Annotated in this window: 19 protein-coding genes and 1 pseudogene; 13 read left to right on the plus strand and 7 right to left on the minus strand. The window is 63.3% G+C overall.

From position 1 onward, the window contains the following. Positions 1–62: 62 nt before the first annotated feature. Positions 63–845, plus strand: a complete 783-nt coding sequence (locus ACFSQT_RS37070; RefSeq protein ID WP_379026976.1) for a FadR/GntR family transcriptional regulator — start codon at positions 63–65, stop codon at positions 843–845. Positions 846–869: 24 nt separating this feature from the next. On the opposite strand, the gene ACFSQT_RS37075 is transcribed toward ACFSQT_RS37070, so the two are convergent. Further along, positions 870–1,808, minus strand: coding sequence for an NAD(P)-dependent oxidoreductase (locus tag ACFSQT_RS37075; RefSeq protein ID WP_379026977.1), 939 nt, complete (start codon positions 1,806–1,808; stop codon positions 870–872). 119 nt (positions 1,809–1,927) lie between these two features. Here ACFSQT_RS37075 and ACFSQT_RS37080 point away from each other — a divergent pair, with 119 nt between their 5' ends. Both ACFSQT_RS37080 and ACFSQT_RS37085 read left to right on the plus strand, forming a co-directional pair. After that, positions 1,928–2,824, plus strand: a complete 897-nt coding sequence (locus ACFSQT_RS37080) for an NAD-dependent epimerase/dehydratase family protein (protein ID WP_379026978.1) — start codon at positions 1,928–1,930, stop codon at positions 2,822–2,824. Between the two features lie 102 nt (positions 2,825–2,926). Next, complete coding sequence (locus ACFSQT_RS37085; RefSeq protein WP_379026979.1) at positions 2,927–3,703, plus strand: FadR/GntR family transcriptional regulator; 777 nt, start codon at positions 2,927–2,929, stop codon at positions 3,701–3,703. Positions 3,704–3,720: 17 nt separating this feature from the next. On the opposite strand, the gene ACFSQT_RS37090 is transcribed toward ACFSQT_RS37085, so the two are convergent. Further along, entirely contained in the window at positions 3,721–4,008 is a 288-nt protein-coding gene (locus ACFSQT_RS37090; protein WP_379026980.1) for a DUF3175 domain-containing protein, read from the minus strand. Between the two features lie 172 nt (positions 4,009–4,180). Here ACFSQT_RS37090 and ACFSQT_RS37095 point away from each other — a divergent pair, with 172 nt between their 5' ends. From ACFSQT_RS37095 to ACFSQT_RS37125, 7 genes are all read left to right on the plus strand, one after another. Then, positions 4,181–5,410, plus strand: coding sequence for an MFS transporter (locus ACFSQT_RS37095; protein WP_379026981.1), 1,230 nt, complete (start codon positions 4,181–4,183; stop codon positions 5,408–5,410). A gap of 157 nt (positions 5,411–5,567) precedes the next feature. Further along, positions 5,568–6,596: an HTH-type transcriptional regulator GntR gene (gene gntR, locus ACFSQT_RS37100; protein ID WP_379026982.1), complete on the plus strand. Its 1,029-nt coding sequence runs from the start codon at positions 5,568–5,570 to the stop codon at positions 6,594–6,596. 302 nt (positions 6,597–6,898) lie between these two features. Then, positions 6,899–8,026 carry a sugar ABC transporter substrate-binding protein gene (locus ACFSQT_RS37105; protein WP_379026983.1) on the plus strand — a complete coding sequence of 376 codons (1,128 nt, stop codon included), beginning with the start codon at positions 6,899–6,901 and terminating at the stop codon, positions 8,024–8,026. Positions 8,027–8,106: 80 nt separating this feature from the next. Beyond that, positions 8,107–9,654 carry a sugar ABC transporter ATP-binding protein gene (locus ACFSQT_RS37110; protein ID WP_379026984.1) on the plus strand — a complete coding sequence of 516 codons (1,548 nt, stop codon included), beginning with the start codon at positions 8,107–8,109 and terminating at the stop codon, positions 9,652–9,654. Next, a complete protein-coding gene (locus tag ACFSQT_RS37115) occupies positions 9,651–10,631 on the plus strand; it encodes an ABC transporter permease (protein ID WP_379026985.1) in 981 nt (326 codons plus the stop codon). Before ACFSQT_RS37110 ends, ACFSQT_RS37115 begins: the two co-directional genes overlap by 4 nt. Further along, complete coding sequence (locus tag ACFSQT_RS37120; protein WP_379026986.1) at positions 10,628–11,614, plus strand: ABC transporter permease; 987 nt, start codon at positions 10,628–10,630, stop codon at positions 11,612–11,614. Before ACFSQT_RS37115 ends, ACFSQT_RS37120 begins: the two co-directional genes overlap by 4 nt. Positions 11,615–11,616: 2 nt before the next feature. Continuing rightward, complete coding sequence (locus ACFSQT_RS37125) at positions 11,617–12,162, plus strand: gluconokinase (protein ID WP_379026987.1); 546 nt, start codon at positions 11,617–11,619, stop codon at positions 12,160–12,162. A 16-nt stretch (positions 12,163–12,178) separates the two neighbouring features. Here ACFSQT_RS37125 and ACFSQT_RS37130 read toward each other — a convergent pair whose 3' ends face one another. Both ACFSQT_RS37130 and ACFSQT_RS37135 read right to left on the minus strand, forming a co-directional pair. Beyond that, positions 12,179–12,628: an RrF2 family transcriptional regulator gene (locus tag ACFSQT_RS37130; protein ID WP_006202816.1), complete on the minus strand. Its 450-nt coding sequence runs from the start codon at positions 12,626–12,628 to the stop codon at positions 12,179–12,181. 266 nt (positions 12,629–12,894) lie between these two features. Further along, positions 12,895–13,881 carry a sulfate ABC transporter substrate-binding protein gene (locus ACFSQT_RS37135; protein ID WP_379026988.1) on the minus strand — a complete coding sequence of 329 codons (987 nt, stop codon included), beginning with the start codon at positions 13,879–13,881 and terminating at the stop codon, positions 12,895–12,897. A 256-nt stretch (positions 13,882–14,137) separates the two neighbouring features. Between ACFSQT_RS37135 and ACFSQT_RS37140 the strand changes: the two genes are divergently transcribed. From ACFSQT_RS37140 to ACFSQT_RS37150, 3 genes and pseudogenes are all read left to right on the plus strand, one after another. Next, on the plus strand, positions 14,138–14,419 hold the full coding sequence (locus ACFSQT_RS37140; protein WP_379026278.1) for a type II toxin-antitoxin system TacA family antitoxin: 282 nt from the start codon (positions 14,138–14,140) through the stop codon (positions 14,417–14,419). After that, complete coding sequence (locus tag ACFSQT_RS37145) at positions 14,419–14,904, plus strand: GNAT family N-acetyltransferase (protein ID WP_379027080.1); 486 nt, start codon at positions 14,419–14,421, stop codon at positions 14,902–14,904. Before ACFSQT_RS37140 ends, ACFSQT_RS37145 begins: the two co-directional genes overlap by 1 nt. A gap of 165 nt (positions 14,905–15,069) precedes the next feature. Further along, positions 15,070–16,014 (plus strand): annotated as a pseudogene (locus ACFSQT_RS37150) (IS630 family transposase). Between the two features lie 12 nt (positions 16,015–16,026). On the opposite strand, the gene ACFSQT_RS37155 reads toward ACFSQT_RS37150, so the two are convergent. The 3 genes from ACFSQT_RS37155 to cysT are packed head-to-tail and all read right to left on the minus strand — an operon-like array spanning position 16,027 to position 18,809. Next, entirely contained in the window at positions 16,027–17,067 is a 1,041-nt protein-coding gene (locus tag ACFSQT_RS37155) for a sulfate/molybdate ABC transporter ATP-binding protein (RefSeq protein ID WP_379026989.1), read from the minus strand. Between the two features lie 13 nt (positions 17,068–17,080). Next, on the minus strand, positions 17,081–17,965 hold the full coding sequence (gene cysW, locus ACFSQT_RS37160) for a sulfate ABC transporter permease subunit CysW (protein WP_379026990.1): 885 nt from the start codon (positions 17,963–17,965) through the stop codon (positions 17,081–17,083). After that, entirely contained in the window at positions 17,958–18,809 is an 852-nt protein-coding gene (gene cysT, locus ACFSQT_RS37165) for a sulfate ABC transporter permease subunit CysT (RefSeq protein WP_379026991.1), read from the minus strand. The genes cysW and cysT overlap by 8 nt, the downstream gene beginning before the upstream one ends. Positions 18,810–18,829 lie beyond the last annotated feature (20 nt).

An 18,829-nucleotide genomic window follows, 5' to 3' on the forward strand; every position in this document is an offset into this window, starting at 1 on the left:
ATCGGCGCGCCGTGCAGGTTCGGACCAGTCCGGACGACAACGGCCGACGCATTGGAACGTGAATGCCGGACGGAAAGTCAAAGAAGCGAGCCGACCGGGCCAAGGCACAAGCCAGCCGCCGTCCGGCTGTCATGCGCAGGGCTGGCGCCGCGCACTTTCCGGGCGCGAGCGTCCATGTCTCGCTCGCCGGCGAGATCGGTCTCAGGATCGTGCGCGGCGACTATCCGCCCGGCACCATCCTGCCCAACGAGGCCAAGTGGGCCGAGATATTCAATGTTAGCCGTTCGGCGGTGCGCGAAGCCATCAAGATGCTGATGGCCAAGAGCCTTCTGGCCTCACGCCCCAAGATCGGCAGCTGGGTCGAGCCGAAAGAGCGCTGGAACCTGCTCGATCGCGACGTGCTGGCCTGGTACGCGACGGCGCCCGACCGCGAGGCTTTCCTGCGCACCGTGCAGGAGTTTCGTCACATCATCGAGCCGGAAGCGTCGGCCTTTGCCGCAATGCGGCGCAGCGACGAGCAGATGGCGGAGATCAGCCAGGCCTGTCGCGAGATGGGCGATGCTTTGAGCCTGCAGGAACGTATCCGTGCCGACACGCGTTTTCATCTCGCCATCCTGCGCGCCTCCGGCAACGACCTGCTGGTGCCGCTCGGCGTGCTGATCGAATCGGCGCTCGACCATCTCTTCGTCTTCACGACGCAGCAGATCGGCGATCAGCGGCAGGCACAGAAGCTGCATGAGGCGATCGAGAAGAATATCCGCCTTCAGCGTCCGGCAGCCGCGCGCAACGCCGTGCACAAGCTGCTTGAAAACACCGATGACGGGATCGGGCGGTCAAGGCGGTGACCAGCGCCTTCGCTTGGGGATCACTCAAATCGTCTGTTTCTTGCCATCCCTGGTCGGCATCAGGTCAACGCCGTTGACCTTGGCGATATGCGTCGCCAGCATCGGCACGAATTGCTCGGCCGGGCCGGTGGCGAAGGCGCCGGCGAAGGAGTTCTTGGTGGCGTTGCCGAGTGGGTTGGCGATACCGGCCGCGCCGGCCATCGATTCCAGATAGGTCAGGTCCTTGAAGGCGTTGGCGATGGAGAATTTGTGGGCGTCGCGGTCGCCCTCCAGCGTCCAGCGCATGAAGGTCTGGTAGAAGCCGCAATCCATGCGGCCATTGCGGATGACGCTGTCGAAGCGCGGCGGCGAGATGCCGACCTTTTGCGCCAGCGCCAGCGCCTCGGAATAGATCGCCGCATAGCCGAGCGAGATGAAGTTGTTGAGCAGCTTCATGCGGTGGCCGTCGCCGGTGTCGCCGATATGAACGATGCGGCCGGCCCAGGTTTCCAGCACCGGCTTCAGCCGGGCAAAGACGGCGTCAGGCGCGCCGACCATGGCGTCGAGCGTGCCTTCCCAGGCCTCCTTCGGCGTGCGGCTCAGCGGCGCGTCGACATAGTCGATGCCGAGCGCCTTGAGTTCTGCCGCCAGCGCCACGGTCGAGACCGGATCGGAGGTCGAGCAGTCGACGACGACCGAGCCCTTTTTCAAGCCCTCCTTGAGGCCGCCGGGACCGCGAATGACGGCTTCGACCTCGCGCGAACCGGTGACGCAGATGAAGACGATTGTCGATGCCGCTGCCACGTCGCGCGAAGTCGATGCTTCCGCGGCACCGCGGCCAAGCAGATCCTCCGCCGGCTTGCGGTTCTTGCGGCCGAGAAAGGTCAGGCTGTAGCCCTTGTCGACGATGTTCTTGGCGATCCCGTGCCCCATCAGGCCAAGCCCGATAAAGCCGATCTTTTCGCTCGCGGCGGTCGTGTTCATGTCTTCAAGTCCTGTTGCAATGATTGATGGTCAGCGCTGCCGTTTTGCAGGCGAGGATGGTTGCGGATCGCGATATTGTCTGACAATACACATGAATCCCAGAGGATGTGGAGAGCAAAATGACGAAGCGGATCATGTTCACCGGCGGCAGCGGCAAGGCCGGACGCCATGTCGTGCAGTATCTGGTGGAGCAGGGCTGCCAGGTGCTCAACATCGATACCAAGCCGCTCGACAATCCCAAGGTGCGCACGCTGATCACCGACATCACCGACAGCGGGCAGGTGTTCAACGCGCTGTCGAGCTATATGGGCCTGCATGAATTCGACCCGTCGCTGCGCGCGCAGCCGGTCGATGCCGTGGTACATTTCGCCGCCATTCCGCGCATCATGATCACCACCGACAATGAGGTGTTCCGCATCAACGCGCTCGGCACCTACAATGTCATCGAGGCGGCGGTGAAGCTCGGCATCCGCAAGGTGGTGATCGCCTCCAGCGAGACGACCTACGGGCTGGTGTTCGCCAACGAGCCGCGTGATCCCCAATATTTCCCGCTCGACGAAGACTACGATGTCGATCCGATGGACAGCTATGCGCTGTCCAAGGTCGTCAACGAGAAGACGGCGCGGGCCTTCGCGCTGCGCAGCGGCATCGACATCTACGCCTTGCGCATCGGCAACGTCATCGAGCCGCATGAATATTCGCTGTTTCCGAAATGGTTCGCCGATGCGGGTTTCCGCAAGCGCATCGCCTGGAGCTATGTCGACGCGCGCGACCTCGGCCAGATCACGCTGCGCGCCATCGAAAAGGACGGGCTCGGCTATCAGGTGTTCAACGCCGCCAATGACGACACCTCATCCGACCTGCCGACCGCCGAACTCCTGAAGCGGTTCTATCCAGGCGTCCCGGTCAAGGCCGAACTCGGCGAGTACGAGACGCTGCTCTCCAACCGCAAGGCGCGGGACATGCTGGGTTTCCGCCCGGAGCATAGCTGGCGCAAATACGTCAAGCAGGCCTGATCCACCGGAGCAGCCGAGGCTGATCTGTGCACAGCGGCAAGCTTTGCGGCCCAAGCCGCTTGCCGCGCTTGACAGCCTCTTCAATCCGGACTTTCTGGAGCTATGCGGGACGCAAAGCCGAACAAGGAAAAATCGCCAGCGAAAGCGGCCTCCGTCGAGCGCCAGGCCGGCGTTCGCCGACCTGACGCGGCGCGCATTCCAGGGTCGAGCGTCCATGCTTCGCTGGCGAGCGAGATTGGTCTCAGGATCGTGCGCGGTGACTACCCGCCCGGCACCATCCTGCCCAATGAAGCGAAATGGTCGGAGACCTTCAGCGTCAGCCGCTCTGCTGTGCGTGAAGCGATCAAGATGCTGATGGCCAAGAGCCTGCTCGCCTCACGTCCCAAGATCGGCAGCTGGGTCGAGCCGAAGGAGCGCTGGAACCTGCTCGACCGCGATGTGCTGGCCTGGTACGCGACGTCACCGGATCGCGAGGTGTTCCTCAAGACCGTGCAGGAGTTCCGCCACATCATCGAGCCGGAAGCGACCGCCTTTGCCGCCATGCGGCGGACCGACGAACAGATGGCCGAGATCAGCCAGGCCTGCCGCGAGATGGGTGGAGCGGCCAGTCTGCAGGAGCGCACCCGCGCCGACACGCGCTTTCACCTCGCCATCCTGCGCGCCTCCGGCAACGATCTTCTGGTGCCGCTCGGCGTGCTGATCGAATCTGCCTTCGATCACCTGTTCGCCTACACCACCCGGGCCGTGGACGATCTCAATCATGCGCAGAAGCTGCATGAGGCGATCGAGAAAAACATCCGCCTGCAGCGGCCGGATGCGGCGCGCAACGCGGTGCGCAAGTTGTTGGCCAACACCGACAGCGTCATCCGATCGCGCTAGGCGCCTGCCGGCCGCCGCTAATCCTCCTTGTCACGTCCGAAGGCGGTGCGCAGTTCGTCCTTGGCGTCCTCAAGCACCTTTTTGCGCGTGGCGGGCAGGTTCTTGCCGGCGCGGTTGATGTAGAAATTCAGCATCGACATGGCGGACTGGAACGGCTCGGCCTTGCGCCGATGGCTGTGTTCGGCGGATCGCTTAAGCGAGGCGGCGATCTTCCTGGCTTCGTTGGATTGAAAGACGTGGTCCTCAAGATCCATTGCGTCGCTGTGCTCGGTCACCTCGGCCGACCATTTTTTCTTGGCGATCATGGCAGGACTCCTTTGCAGGTGCTTGCCGGGAAACTCCGCACATTGGCATCGGTTCCAACATTCGCCCTTGGTCTGGAGCCACGGATTCGCCCGCTGTGGTGCTGCTGCGCGCTGCGAATGCGCCGATAGTAGCGCAACGGTAGCCGATTTGAGACCGCCGACAGGAAATGCCTTGACCCGAACCGACTTGAGCCTGCCGAGCCCCGGCATCGACAGTACCTACGCCTGGATGCGGCTCGCCATATCGATGCTGCTGGCGACGATCGGAGCCGTCGGCATGTGGGCAGTCGTCGTCGTGCTGCCCGCCGTGCAGGCCGAGTTCGGCGTTGATCGCGCAGCGGCGTCTATGCCCTACACCGCGACCATGGTCGGTTTCGCCGCCGGCAATGTGCTGGTCGGCCGCGCCATCGACCGCATGGGCTACTGGATCCCGGCGCTGCTCTCCTCGGTGGCGCTCGCCGCCGGCCTTCTGCTCGCGGCGCTGTCGACCTCGATCCTGCAATTCACCCTTGCTCAAGGGGTGCTGATCGGTGTCGGAACATCGGTGATCTTCGGGCCGCTGATTGCCGATATCTCGCATTGGTTCAATCGCCGGCGCGGTGTCGCGGTGACCGCGGCGGCGGCCGGCAACTACCTCGCCGGAGCGATATGGCCGACCATCATGCCAACGCTGATGAAGGCGGAAGGCTGGCGCTTCACCTATGCCGCCATCGGCGTCTTCTGCCTGGTCACCATGGTGCCGCTGGTGCTGTTGCTAAGGCGCGGTGCCCCACTGGCGGCCGCCGCCGGTTCGCCCGGAAGCCGGCGGGTGCAGCCGATTTCGCTGTCGCCGGCGGCGTTGCAGGTGCTGCTGGTGGTCGCCGGCCTCGGCTGCTGCGTGGCGATGTCGATGCCGCAGGTGCATATCGTCGCCTATTGCATGGATCTCGGCTACGGCATGGCGCATGGCGCCGACATGCTGTCGATCATGATGGCGGCGGGCGTCGTCAGCCGGCTGGCATCCGGCTTTCTCGCCGACCGCATTGGCGGCGTGAAGACTCTGCTCATCGGCTCGGTGCTGCAGTGCCTGTCGCTGCTGTTCTACATTCCCTTCGACGGCCTCGCCTCACTCTATGTCGTGTCGCTGGTGTTCGGCCTGTCGCAAGGCGGCATCGTGCCCTGCTACGCGATCATCGTGCGCGAATACATGCCGGCCAAAGAGGCCGGCCAGCGCATCGGCATCGTCATGATGGCGACGATCTTCGGCATGGCGATCGGCGGCTGGATGTCGGGCTGGATCTACGACCTGACCGGCTCCTACGCCGCGGCGTTCCTCAACGGCATCGCCTGGAATCTGCTGAACATACTGGCGGTCGGGTTGTTCTCGTGGAAGGCAAGGCAAAGCGCCGCGGCGATGGCCTGAACGGGCAGGGCTGTTTCCCGTTGCTTGACAACGACAACAGGCTGCGCGACGCCAGAAGACAAGTGGGTGCGGCAAAGCGGGCCGGTGAGATGACGACAGCAAGGACGATCGTATCGCGACCGCGCTTTGGTGGGCGCATTTCCGAGCGAGCGGGTCCTTGATCAAGCCGCGCTCGCGCCGGGGCGGCGGGCGCCCGACCATATCGGATGTCGCGCGCAAGGCCGGCGTCGGCGCCATCACCGTGTCGCGCGCGCTGCGCGAGCCGGAGCGCGTCTCGGAGGAATTGCGCCGCCAGATCCAGGCCGCCGTCGACGAACTCGGCTATGTGCCGGACCCGAATGCGCGGGCATTGGCCTCGGCGCGTGCCGAGGTGTTCGGCGTGCTGGTGCCATCGCTCACCAACAACGTCTTTGCCGAGGTGGTGCGCGGCATCTATGACAGCCTGTCGGCCAGCCCGTTCCGCATCCAGCTCGGCAACACCCATTATTCCGGCCTCGAGGAAGAGCGGCTGCTGCAGGTGTTCGGCTCGCAGCGGCCGGCAGCGCTGATCGTCGCCGGCATCGACCAGACACCTGTGTCACGAAAACTGTTGGAGAACGCCGGCTGTCCGGTGGTGCAGGTCATGGAAACCGGGCCCGACCCTGTCGACATGATGGTCGGCTTCTCGCATTTCGACGGCGGCAGGACGGCGACCGAGCACCTGATCGAGGCGGGTTACCGCCGCATCGGCTTTATCGGCGCGCGCATGGACCCGCGCTCGCAGCGGCGCTTGGCGGGTTACCGCGCGGCGATGGAGGCCGCCGGCCTGTTCGACCCGCGCCTTGTCACCACCACGCCGGTGCCGTCCAGCGTGTCGCTCGGTCGCGAAATGTTGCGCGACGCGCTGGCCAAGGTCCCGACGCTCGACGGTGTGTTCTGCAACAATGACGACATCGCGCTCGGCGTGTTGTTCGAGTGCCATCGCGCCTCGATCGCGGTGCCGAAGACGATCGGCATCGTCGGCTTCAACGACCTCGACATGATGCAGGTGGCGTTTCCTTCGATCACCAGCATCCGCACCCACCGCTATGAGATCGGCAGGCGTGCGGTCGCCATGGCGCTGGCGGCAATCGCGGGCAACAGGCCGGAACAACGGACCGTCGATCTCGGTTTCGAACTCAAGCGCCGCGAGAGCACCGCCCGTTGAAACACACAGAAGCGACTGTGCGGATGCCGGTTTACACAACGTCATGGTAGCGCTACCAATTGCTTTGCGCGAAAATTCATAGCCAAGGTCGATGCCTGTTTATTATACATAAGCGACAGCTGATACTTGTTTATTATGTATAATATGATAGTTTTGGTTTTCGCTTGAGGGGCGACAAAGGGGAGGGGACCAGGTCGGCACGGCCACCTGAAAAGCGCGACCGGCAAGGCGGGAGGTGCCTGGCCAGACGTGAATTGTACTTCAGCCAACAACAAATAGAATTGCAACTGGGAGGAATATCGATGATCAAGTCACTCGTTGGTGGCATCGTTGCCGCCACTGCATTCGTCATGCTCAACTCGGCCGCAATGGCCGCCGGCCCCGAAATCGGGAAGGGACCAGCCGCCGAGCCGGACTGCTTCGCGCCCTGGGCCGCAGATACGCAGTTCTTCAAGTTTCCCAAAAAAGATGGCCCATACCGGATCGCGCTCGCCAATGGCTATATCGCCAACACCTGGCGCATCCAGATGATCCAGACCGCCAAGGCTTACGCAGCGCAAAAGGACGTCGCCGCCAAGCTGAAGGAATTCAAGGTGGTGTCGACCGGCGAGGATGTGCCGGCGCAGATTTCTGCGATCAACAACTTCATCGATTCCGGCTATGACGCCATTGTTGTCAACGCGCAGAACCCGACCGCTTTCGCGCCGGTCATCAAGCGCGCCAAGGTAGCCGGCGTCGTGCTGGTCGCCTTCGACAACATTCTCGACACCAAGGATGCCATCAACGTCAATGTCGATCAGAAGGGCCTCGGCGAACTTTGGGGCAAATGGCTGATCAGCCATATACCCGATGGCGGCAAGATTCTTGAAGTGCGCGGCGTTGCCGGCACGTCGGTCGACACCGATCGCCACAATGGCATCCATGAGGCTCTCGACGCTTCGGGTAAGAAATGGGACGTCACCGAAGTTGCCGGCAAGTGGGACGATCCGACGGCGCAGAAGGTCACGGCTGACGCGATCGCCACCAATGGTCCGTTCGTCGGCATCACCGGCCAGGGCGGCGATACCGGTATCGTGCAGGCGATGATCGACGCCAAGCATCCGTTCGTACCGTTCGGCGGCGAAACGGAGAACGGCTTCCGCAAGTTCTGCGCGGCCCATGCAGCGGACGGGCTGAAGTGCTCGTCGGCCGGTACCGGCCCGGCCCAGGTGGCGGTTGCCATCAAGACGGCGATCTCAGCCCTTGAAGGCAATGTCGTCCCGCAGTCGGTCAAGCTGCCGCTTGCGATCGTCGAGGATCCGAACTTCAAGGCAGGTCAGGATTTCTTCCCCGATCAGTCCGACAATTTCTTCGTCGGCAATTCCTTCCCGACCTGCGGTATCAATTTCACCGCGCAGGAAATCATGGGCCAGACCAAGGCTGACCAGTAGGCTGCACCCCGGCGCCGCGGGATATCCCGCGGCGCCGACCACTCGATATCCCTAGTCGTCAAAGTGCCTCGGGAGGGCCGATGGACGGTGCGGTTCCGCTCTTCCGGATGGAAGGCATATCCAAGCGCTATGGTGGTGTTCGGGCGCTGGAAAAGGCCGAGCTTTCGGTCTCGTCCGGCAGCATTCACGCCATCCTCGGCGAAAACGGCGCCGGCAAATCGACGCTGATCAAGGTCATGGCGGGTGTCGTCGCGCCCGACGAAGGCCGCATGACGCTAGACGGCCGCGAGGTGACGTTCGCGTCGCCGGCTGCCGCCAACCAGGCCGGCATCGTCTGCATCTTCCAGGAACTGTCGCTGGTTCCCGAGCTCAGCGTCGCCGACAACATTGTCATCTCGGACCCGCCGACGCGGTTCGGCATGATCGACCGCAAGGCACAACGCCGGATCGCGGAGGTCGCGCTGGCGCGCGCGGGCGCCGCAGACATCCACCCGCTGGCGCTGGTCAAGGACCTGCCGCTGTCGCGCCGCCAGATGGTCGAGATCGCCAAGGCGCTGGCACGCAAGCCGCGCATCCTGATCCTCGACGAGGCGACCTCGGCGCTGACCGCGACGGATGTCGCCAAGATTTTCGGCGTGCTGAAGCGGCTGCGCTCGGAAGGGCTGGCACTGCTCTATATCTCGCACCGCATGAACGAGATCGCCGAACTGGCCGACCAATGCACGGTGTTTCGCAACGGTCGCAATGTCGCCAGTTACGCGGCGGGCACAAAGAGCGACAATGAAGTCGTCGAACTGATGATCGGGCGCGAATACAGCCATATCTTTCCGCCGAAGCCGACACGCGCTTCGGCTGCCGCCGTTCCGGTGTTGGAGGCACGCCAGCTTTCATGGACCGACCGGTTGGATAATGTCTCGCTGACGGTTGGGGCAGGCGAGGTGGTCGGTCTTGGCGGTCTCGACGGTCAGGGCCAGCGCGAATTGCTGCTTGCCTTCTTTGGTGTGCTGCGCGGTCTGTCGGGCCAGATCCTCATCGACGGCAAGCCCGTCGCCATCGCCAGCCCCGCTGCCGCGCGCGAAGACGGTATCGGCATGGCGCTCATTCCCGAAGATCGCAAGACCGAAGGCCTGATGCTGCCGATGACGGTGCACGAGAATCTGTCTTTCGCCGCCCTCGACCGGCTGTCGAGAGCCGGCGTCATCGACCGTGCCGCCGAACAGCGGCTGATCGACGATATGGTCGGCCTGTTGGCGATCAAGACGGCGGGCCTCGACATTCCGGTCGGCGCACTGTCGGGCGGCAATCAGCAGAAGGTGGTCATCGCCAAATGGCTGATGCGCCAGCCGCGCATCATCCTGCTCAACGATCCGACGCGCGGCATCGACGTCGGCACCAAGCAGGAGCTCTACCAACTGATGCGCAAGCTCGCCGACGCGGGTGCGGCGATCCTGTTCTATTCGACCGACTATGACGAGCTGATCGGCTGCTGCGACCGCGTGCTGGTGCTCTATGACGGAGCGGTCAAGCGCGAGCTGGTCGGCGCCGAGATCACCGAGCGGGCGCTGATTGCCAGCGCGCTCAACATCCAAGGCGAGGAAAGCCCCGTGAGCCAAGGAGCAGACGCGTGAAGGATTGGCGCTACTGGCTGGCCGAGCAGCGCGGAACGCTGCTGGCGCTCGGCATCTTCATCGTCATGTTCGTCATCTACACCTCGAACCATCCGGCGGGCTTCACCGCCAATGTGGTGCAGACGGCGGCAAACAAAGGGGTGCTGCTCGCCTTCGTCGCCATGGCGCAGACGCTGGTGGTGATCACCGCCGGCATCGACCTTTCCGTCGGCATGATCTTCCTGCTCACCAATTGCCTCGCCTCCTGGCTGGTGGTGGGCACGCCGATGCAGACGACGCTTGGCGTCATCGCCGTGCTGGCGGCGGGGCTGCTGTGCGGGGCGATCAATGGGGCGATCGTCATCTATGGACGGCTGCAGCCGATCGTAGCCACCATCGCCACTGGTGCCGTCTATTTCGGCATTGCCCTGCTGCTGCGACCTTTTCCGGGCGGCTCGGTCAACGAGGACCTCGCCGACGCTTTGACCGGACGACTGTTCGGCGTGGTGCCGGCAAGCTTGGTCGTGCTGTTGGCCGTCGTGTTCGTCGTCTGGGTGCCGTTCAGCCGCTCGGTGCTCGGTCGAGCCGCCTACGCTGCCGGATCGTCGGAGACGGCGGCCTACATGTCCGGCGTGCCGATCCGGCGCGGCAAGTTCGCCGTCTACACTCTGGCCGGGCTGCTGGCAGCGATCGGCGGGCTGTTCCTCACCTTCTTCACCTATACGGGCGAGGCAGCCTATGCCAGCGGCAACGCCTACACGCTGTTTTCGATCGCTGCCGTGGTGCTTGGCGGCGTCTCGTTGTTCGGCGGCAAGGGCAGCGCCATCGGCGCCATCTTCGGCGCGCTCGCCTTCCGCACCATCGGCGACCTTTTGTTCGTCTTCGATTTCGATCCGCTCTGGCAGCCGCTGTTCCAGGGCGTTATCCTGCTGATCGCCGTCAGCCTCGGCGCCTTCGCCCTGTTTCGGGTCCGCAACCGGCTGGAGTGGTTCCTGTGAGCGAAACGACGCTTGGCGGCATTGCCGGCCGCATGCCCAGATTCATCCGCCGCGCCGATCCGGCGGTGCTGACAGCCTTTGCCTGCATCGTGCTGTTGCTGTTCCTGGGCAGCCTCTATTCCAGAAGCTTCCTGTCGCCTGAATATCTTCTGCAGCAGCTCAAGGTGGCGTCGTTCCTCGGCGTCATCGCCACCGGCATGATGCTGGTCATCCTGCTTGGCCAGATCGACCTGTCGGTGCCATGGGCGGTCGCAGTGGGCGCCATGATGGCCAGTGCGGCAGCCGCTTATGGCCCGGTCGGCGTGGCGCTGGCTATTCCGTTCGGCATCGTCTGCGGCATGCTCATCGGCGTCGTCAACGGCATCGGCGTCGCCTATCTGCGCATCCCCTCGATGATCATCACGCTGGCCACCAACGCCGTCGCGCAAGGGCTGATGGTGGTCTACACCGGCGGCTTCTCGCCACAGGATGCGGCGACCGGCGCGATGCGCTACCTGGCGACAGGTTTTGCCATTCCGGGCGTGCCCAACGCGGTCATTATCTGGGCGCTGATCGGCACGGCGATGGTGTTCGTGCTGACCCGCACCAGCTTCGGCCGCACCGTCTATGGCATCGGCAACCGTGAGCGCGCGGCCTATCTCTCAGGCATCGACACGCGGCGCGTGATGATGATCGCCTTTGCCGTTTCCGGCGGGCTCTCGGCGTTCGGCGGCGTGCTTCTGGCCGGCTATGCGTCCAAGGCGGCGCAGTCGATGGGCGACGCCTATCTGCTGCCGTCGATCGCGGCGGTGGTGCTTGGCGGCACCTCGATCCTGGGCGGACGCGGCTCCTATCTCGGCACCGTCGCCGGCGTCATCCTGATCACGCTGCTGCAATCCATCCTGTCGGTCATGCAGATGCCGGAGGCGGGGCGTCAGATCATCTATGGCATCGTCATTGTCGCCATGCTGCTGCTCTACGGCCGCGCGCCGGCAAGCCGCTGACAGTGGACGAAAAGGCAGCACAGGCGCCGACGGGCGCTCCCGGTTCGGCGCCGGTCATCGTGGTGATGGGCGTCGCTGGCTGCGGCAAGTCTGCCGTCGGCATCGCGCTGGCGGCCGCGCTAGGCGTTGCCTTTATCGAGGGCGACCTGCTGCATCCGCCCGAAAACGTCGCGCGCATGGCCAGCGGCGAGCCGCTCACAGATCAACTGCGCGAAGGCTGGCTCGACGCGATCGGCGAGCGCATCGCGGCTTCTGTGGGGCAAGGGCAGGGCGTGGTTGCCGCCTGTTCGGCACTGAAGCGCGGCTATCGCTCGCGTTTGAGCGGCTTCTGCCGGGATATCGTCTTCCTCTATCTGGAGATCGATCCTGCCACGGCCAGAAAACGCGTTGGCAACCGCAAGGGCCATTTCATGCCGGCAAGCCTGGTCGACAGCCAGTTCGCCATCCTCGAGCCGCCGGCTGCCGACGAGCGGGCATTGACACTCGATGCGACGCGCCCGGTTGGCGAACTCGTCGCTGCCGCGGTCCGCAAGATACGCGGATCATGAGCCCGCGTTTCGCGAACTAAATCTGCGACGTCAGCTCGACCGGAAAATCATCATTGTCGGCGTCGCGCATGGCGGCGAGGCTGCGATTGTCCAGCACTTCGGCGATCGCCTGCCGCACCTCCAGCATCATGTGCCGGACCTGGCAGGTCGCCTCGTCACAGTCCTCGCAGCGCTGATACTGCGTGCGGCTGGCGCAGGGGATCGGCGCCAGCGGTCCGTCAAGTACGCGCACGACATGGCCGATCTTGATTTCGGAGGCAGGCCGGGCGAGGCGATAGCCGCCCTCCTTGCCCTTGCGGCTCTGGACGAAGCCGGCGTTGCGCAACTCGCCCAGGATGGCATCGAGGAATTTCTTCGGGATGTTGTTGGCGACCGCGATGTCGTTGACGAAGGCCAATTGGCCAACCGGCAGGCCGGACAGATGCACGAGGGCCTTGAGGCCGTATTTGCCTTTTTTCGTCAGCATGCCCAGATCAACCCATAAATCCCCAACCACCCGCATCTGGCGACTGTTTGTGTGCAAATAATGACGGTTTGATTCACGCGATGATGTTTCGCAAAAACAAGCCGCCCGATGGCACGTTAGGCACAAGCGCGTTGATTCTTTGTAACGTTTTGCCCGGATGGCGGCCATAGAGCCTGTTCCATCCCGATAGAATCGGGGTTGCCGGCGCACGAAACGAAAAAGCCGGCAAGCGCCGGCTTTTTCGTTCACCTTGGATGGTGCTGCCGTCAGCGGCTGCCGTAGGTCTGGTCGAGCAGGCCGCCGGCGGCGAAATGCTCCTTTTGCAACTTGTCCCAGCCGCCGAAGACGTCTTCCACCGTCAGCAGGCGGACATCGGGAAAGTCGGCCTTGTACTTGGCGGCGACAGCCGCGTCGCGGACCCGGTTGCCGTTCTGGGCGAGGATGTCCTGACCCTCGGGCGTGTAGAGGAAATCGAGATAGGTCTTGGCCAGATCGCGGGTGCCATGCTCGTCGGCCACCTTGTCGACGATCGCCACCGGGAATTCGGCCAGCAGGCTGACCGAGGGCGTGACCTGCTCGAACTTGTCGTCGCCATACTGCTTGCGGATGCCACGCGTCTCGGACTCGAAGGTGATCAGCACGTCACCGATCTCGCGCTGCACGAAGGTGGTGGTCGCGGCGCGGCCGGCGGTGTCGAAGATCGGCACGTTGTTGAACAGCTTGGTGATGAATTCCTTCACCTTGGCGTCGTCGCCCTTGAAGGCTTCCTTGGCGTAGGCGGTGGCCGCCAGATAGGTGTAGCGCGCATTGCCCGAAGTTTTCGGGTTGGGGAAGATCACCTGCACGTCGTCGCGCACCAGATCGTTCCAGTCCTTGATGTGCTTGGGATTGCCGGCGCGCACCAGGAAGGACGGCAGCGAATAGAAGGGCGAGGCGTTGTCGGGAAAATCCTTCTGCCAGTCGGCCGAAACGAGGCCCTTCTTGACCAGGAAGTCGATGTCGGTGACCTGGTTGAAGGTGACGACATCGGCGCCAAGGCCCTCGGCGATGGCGCGTGCCTGCGCCGAGGTGCCGGCATGCGACTGATCGACGGTGACGCCGGGATGCTGGGCGATGAAGGCCTTGTTGACCTGGACGAACAGTTCGCGGCCGACATCATAGGAAGCGTTGAGCAGTTTGTCGGCCGACCAGGCTTGGGAGGTTGCCAGGAAGAGGCCGGCGACGGTGGCGACGCCAAGGAAAAGTCGCTTCATGAAAAAGACTCCGATGCAATGCGTTTGTGATCGGACCATAGCCGTGGCGCATGATGCGCGACGAGGCATAGGTTCAGGGCTTGACCCCCGTTGCTGGAAAAACCGTTGCTGAAACAAACGGCTCGTAGTTTTTTCTTTCAAGTAGGGTCTCTTTTGATGGCCTTCGGAAGCCGGTTCTCCTCGGCACCTCACTGGCTAGATTATAAATAGATACACATTGTGTATGCGGAGTGTTATGGTGGGGAAGGAGTCCTCCATGACAAAGACCACACCCGAGACCCACGCCAAGCCTGTCAATCTGCGCATCCGAGAGGATGTGCGCATGCTGATTGACCGCGCCGCTAAAATACGCGGGAAGACTCGGTCCGACTTCATGATCGATGCTGCGTACCGGGCGGCCGAAGATACGCTCCTCGACCAGGCCTTGATCAAGGTGGATCCCGAGAGCTACCGGCATTATCTCGACATCCTTGATGGACCGCCGAGCGGTGAAGGTTTTGCACGCCTTATGAACGTGCCCAAGCCATGGCAGGGCTGATGCTATCGGCGCCCGCGCCGCTGGCCGAAAACCACGATGTCGAACTTTTCCAAAACGGGACGGAAAGTCTCGACCAGTGGCTTCGCCTCAGGGCGCGGGCCAACCAAGTCAGCGGCGCGTCGCGTACTTATGTGGTGGCGGAAGGCGCGCGCGTCGTCGGTTACTACTGTCTCTCTTCGGGCGGGCTTGATCTCGTGGAAGCGCCCGGCGCCATTCGTCGCAACATGCCAGATCCCATTCCGATGGTCATGCTCGGGCGCCTCGCCGTGGATGCTGGTTGGCAAGGGAAGGGACTAGGCGCGGCGCTGTTGCAAGACGCCGTACTGCGCGCCGGTCAGGCCGCGACAATCCTGGGCATTCGCGGCATTTTTGTTCATGCCATATCGGATGAAGCGAAAGCCTTCTATGAGCGCTACGGCTTTGCGGCTTCCCCGAAAAATCCGATGACCTTGGTGCTGTCTTTGAAAGGCGCGCCGAAAGGGTAGTCGATTTCGCTCAGCACGAAAGAGGCACCATCAGGCCGGGATGTTCCTCAGTGCACCAGATTCACAGGACCCTCATAGCTAGAGCGGTTTGCGTTTTGTCTGAATCAGGATTCCCAAGATTGAGCAAATCAGATTCGATGTTCTGACCGTTGGAGGTCGGGACAGATGGCCAAGCCTTATTCGATGGATTTGCGGGAACGGGCACTGGCTCGCCTTGAAGAAGGCGAGACGAGCCGAGAGGTGGCTGCGGCGCTGAAGGTGGCAGTTTCGAGCGTGATCAAGTGGGCGGCGCGCAAGCGTCGGCTGGGCAGTGCGGCACCCGGCAAGATGGGCGGTCATCGACCCTATCTGATTGACGGGGAGCATCGTGCTTTCGTCCTGAGCGAGGTCGAGCGGGATGCCAACATAACGCTTCATGAATTGACGGCCGCACTGGCTGACCGGGGTCTCATCATCCACCCCGCCAGCGTCGGTCGCTTCTTGCATCGCGAGGGCAAGAGCTTCAAAAAAAACCGTTCTGCCGGCTGAGCAGCTCAAGCCGAAGCTGATGCGTCGGCGGGCGCAATGGATGCGCTATCAGACCCGCATTGACCCAACGCGCCTGGTCTTCCTGGATGAAACGTGGGTCAAGACCAACATGGCGCCGTTGCGTGGCTGGGGTGTGCGCGGCAAGCGGCTGATGGCTCACGCGCCATATGGTCATTGGAAGACGATGACCTTCATCGCCGCGCTGCGGCATGATCGGGTAGAGGCGCCTTGGGTCATTGACGGACCCATCAATGCGCAGGCCTTCCGTGTCTATGTCGAAACCGAACTCATCAAGACACTGAAGCCGGGCGACATTGTCATTCTCGACAATCTCGGGTCTCACAAGGCCAAGCCGTCCGCGACATCGTCAGGGCCGCCGGAGCGCGGCTCTTCTTCCTGCCGCCCTACAGTCCAGATCTCAATCCAATCGAGAAGCTCTTCGCCAAGCTCAAGCACTGCATGCGACGTGCCGCCAAACGAAGCATCCAGGCCGTACACAACGCTATCGCCCGCACCCTCGACGACGTCACCCCAAATGAATGCAACAACTACATCGAAAGCGCAGGCTATAAGTCAACCTAAATGCGAACCGCTCTAGACGGCCGGGAACAGCTTCCAGCGACCAGGACGGAACGCCACCCGGCTTTTCTGCGCCGCGGGGTGATCGACCGGCAGTTCTATTTCGACCCGCTGGCGCTCGCCACCGATCTCGAGCTCGACGCGCCGCGTGCCGGCGACGCGGCGGCTGGCGGCGACCGTGCCGGCGATGCAGCCGCTGCAGCCGTCCAGCAGTTCGACATCGTGCGGACGGAAGAACAGCATCGCGTCGCCCGAGGGCTCGTTGGGCGCGGCAAGCCCGATCGGACGGTCGGCGAGCCAGATCTCGCCGTTCTCGACCTTGACGGGAAGCGAGCTCGATTCACCGATAAAGCCGTAGACGAAGGGCGAGTTCGGTGTGTCGTAGATGTCGTCGGCGGTGCCGACCTGCTCAATGCGGCCCTGGCTCATCACCACGACGCGGTCGGCAAGCTCCAGCGCCTCTTCCTGGTCATGGGTGACGAAGACGGTGGTGTGGCCGGTGGCGTCATGGATCTCGCGCAGCCAGCGGCGCAATTCCCTGCGCACCTGTGCGTCGAGCGCGCCGAACGGCTCGTCGAGCAGCAGCACCTTGGGTTCGATCGCCATGGCGCGCGCCAGCGCCACGCGCTGACGCTGGCCGCCGGATAACTGTGCCGGATAGCGTTTTTCCAGCCCCGAAAGCTGAACGAGATCGAGCAGCTCGGTGGCACGACGGCGGATCTCCTGCGCCGGCGGGCGCGACGGCCCGTGCCGGACCTTGAGGCCGAAACCGATGTTGTCGGCCACCGTCATGTGCCGGAACAGCGCATAATGCTGGAAGACGAAGCCGACATTGCGCTCCTGGATCGATTTCTGCGAGGCATCCTCGTCGCCGAAGAAGATTTTTCCCCTTGTCGGCCGCTCCAGCCCGGCAATCAGCCTGAGCAGGGTCGTCTTGCCGGATCCGGACGGCCCCAGCAGCGCGATCAGTTCGCCCGACTTGATATCCAGTGACACGTCATGCAGCGCCGGAAACCGGTCAAACTCCTTGCGCACGTTGGCAACGCGAACTTCCATGCAAATCCCTCTGTCAGTGTCCGCGCGTCGCGGCGATCTCGGCGCCGTAGCGCATCTCGAGAAGTGTTTTCAAGACCAGCGTGACGAGCGCCAGGCCCGCAAGCAATGAAGCCACGGCAAAGGCGCCGACGGCGTTGTACTCGTTATAGAGGATTTCGACATGCAGCGGCATGGTGTTGGTCAGGCCGCGTATGTGGCCCGACACCACCGACACCGCGCCGAATTCGCCCATGGCGCGGGCGTTGCACAGCAGCACGCCGTAGAGCAGGCCCCATTTGACGTTGGGCAGCGTCACATACCAGAAGGTCTGCCAGCCATTGGCGCCGAGCGAAAGGGCGGCCTCCTCGTCGCCATTGCTCTGTTCCTGCATCAACGGGATCAGTTCGCGGGCAACGAAGGGGAAGGTGACGAACACGGTGGCCAACACAATGCCGGGCACGGCGAACAAGATCTGGATGCCATGTGCCTTCAGCCACTCGCCGAGCAACCCTTGCGCGCCGAACAGCAGCACATAGACCAGGCCCGAGATGACCGGCGAGACCGAGAAGGGCAGGTCGATCAGCGTGGTGAGAAACGCCTTGCCCTTGAACTCGAACTTGGCAATGGCCCAGGCGGCGGAGATGCCGAAGACGACATTGAGCGGCACCGAGATCGCCGCGACAAGCAGTGTCAGACGGATGGCCGAGCGCGCGTCCGGCTCGCCCAATGCCTGCGTATAGGCGCCGACGCCTTTTGCCAGCGCCTCGTGGAAGACGATGATCAGCGGCAAAAGCAGGAAGACGCCGAGGAAGACAAAAGCGATCGCCATCAGCACGGCTTGCGCGGGACGGCTTTCGGTCACCGCCGCCGAGCGGCTCTCATGGTAGGGCTCGTAGGATTTGATTTCGGGATCAGCCATAGCGCTTGCGGCTCCATGTCTGCACGAGATTGACGACCAGAAGCATGACGAACGACAGAGCCAGCATGATCGCAGCGATCGCGGTCGCCGCCGGGTAGTTGTATTCCTCCAGCCGGATGACGATCAGAAGCGGCGCGATCTCGGATTTGTAGGGCAGGTTGCCGGCAATGAAGATGACCGAGCCGTATTCGCCGACGCCGCGCGCGAAGGCCAGCGAGAAGCCGGTGATGATGGCCGGTGCCAGGCCCGGAAACAGCACGCGGGTGATGATCTGGAAGCGGCTGGCGCCGAGCGTGGCGGCGGCTTCTTCCACCTCCTTGTCGATCTCTTCCATGATCGGCTGCACGGTGCGCACGACGAAGGGCAGGCCGATGAAAACCAGCGCGATGACGATGCCGAGCGGCGTGTAGGCGACCTTGATGCCGAGTGGCATCAGCAATTTGCCGATCCAGCCGTTCGGCGCGTAGAGCGTGGTCAGCGCGATGCCAGCCACCGCCGTCGGCAGCGCGAACGGCAGGTCTACCATGGCATCGACGATGCGGCGGCCGGGAAAACGGTAGCGCACCAGCACCCAGGCGACCAGCGTGCCGAAGACGACGTTGACGGCAGCCGCGATGAAGGCGGTGCCGAAGCTGATTTCCAGCGCATTGAGAGTGCGGCGGTCGGTGGCGATTGCCCAGAATTCGGGCCAGCCAAGGGCGGCCGAGCGCCAGAGCAGCCCGGACAGCGGGATGAGGATGATGAGGGTGAGGTAGGCAAGCGAGAAGCCGAGCGTCAGTCCGAAACCCGGAATGACGCTGGGCTGTCTGAACCGCCACCCCGCCTGCGCGGGTGCTGTGGTCATATCGTCCTGATCTAGATCTA

Source organism: Mesorhizobium calcicola, assembly GCF_042682105.1.
GTDB classification, from domain to species: Bacteria; Pseudomonadota; Alphaproteobacteria; order Rhizobiales; family Rhizobiaceae; genus Mesorhizobium; species Mesorhizobium calcicola.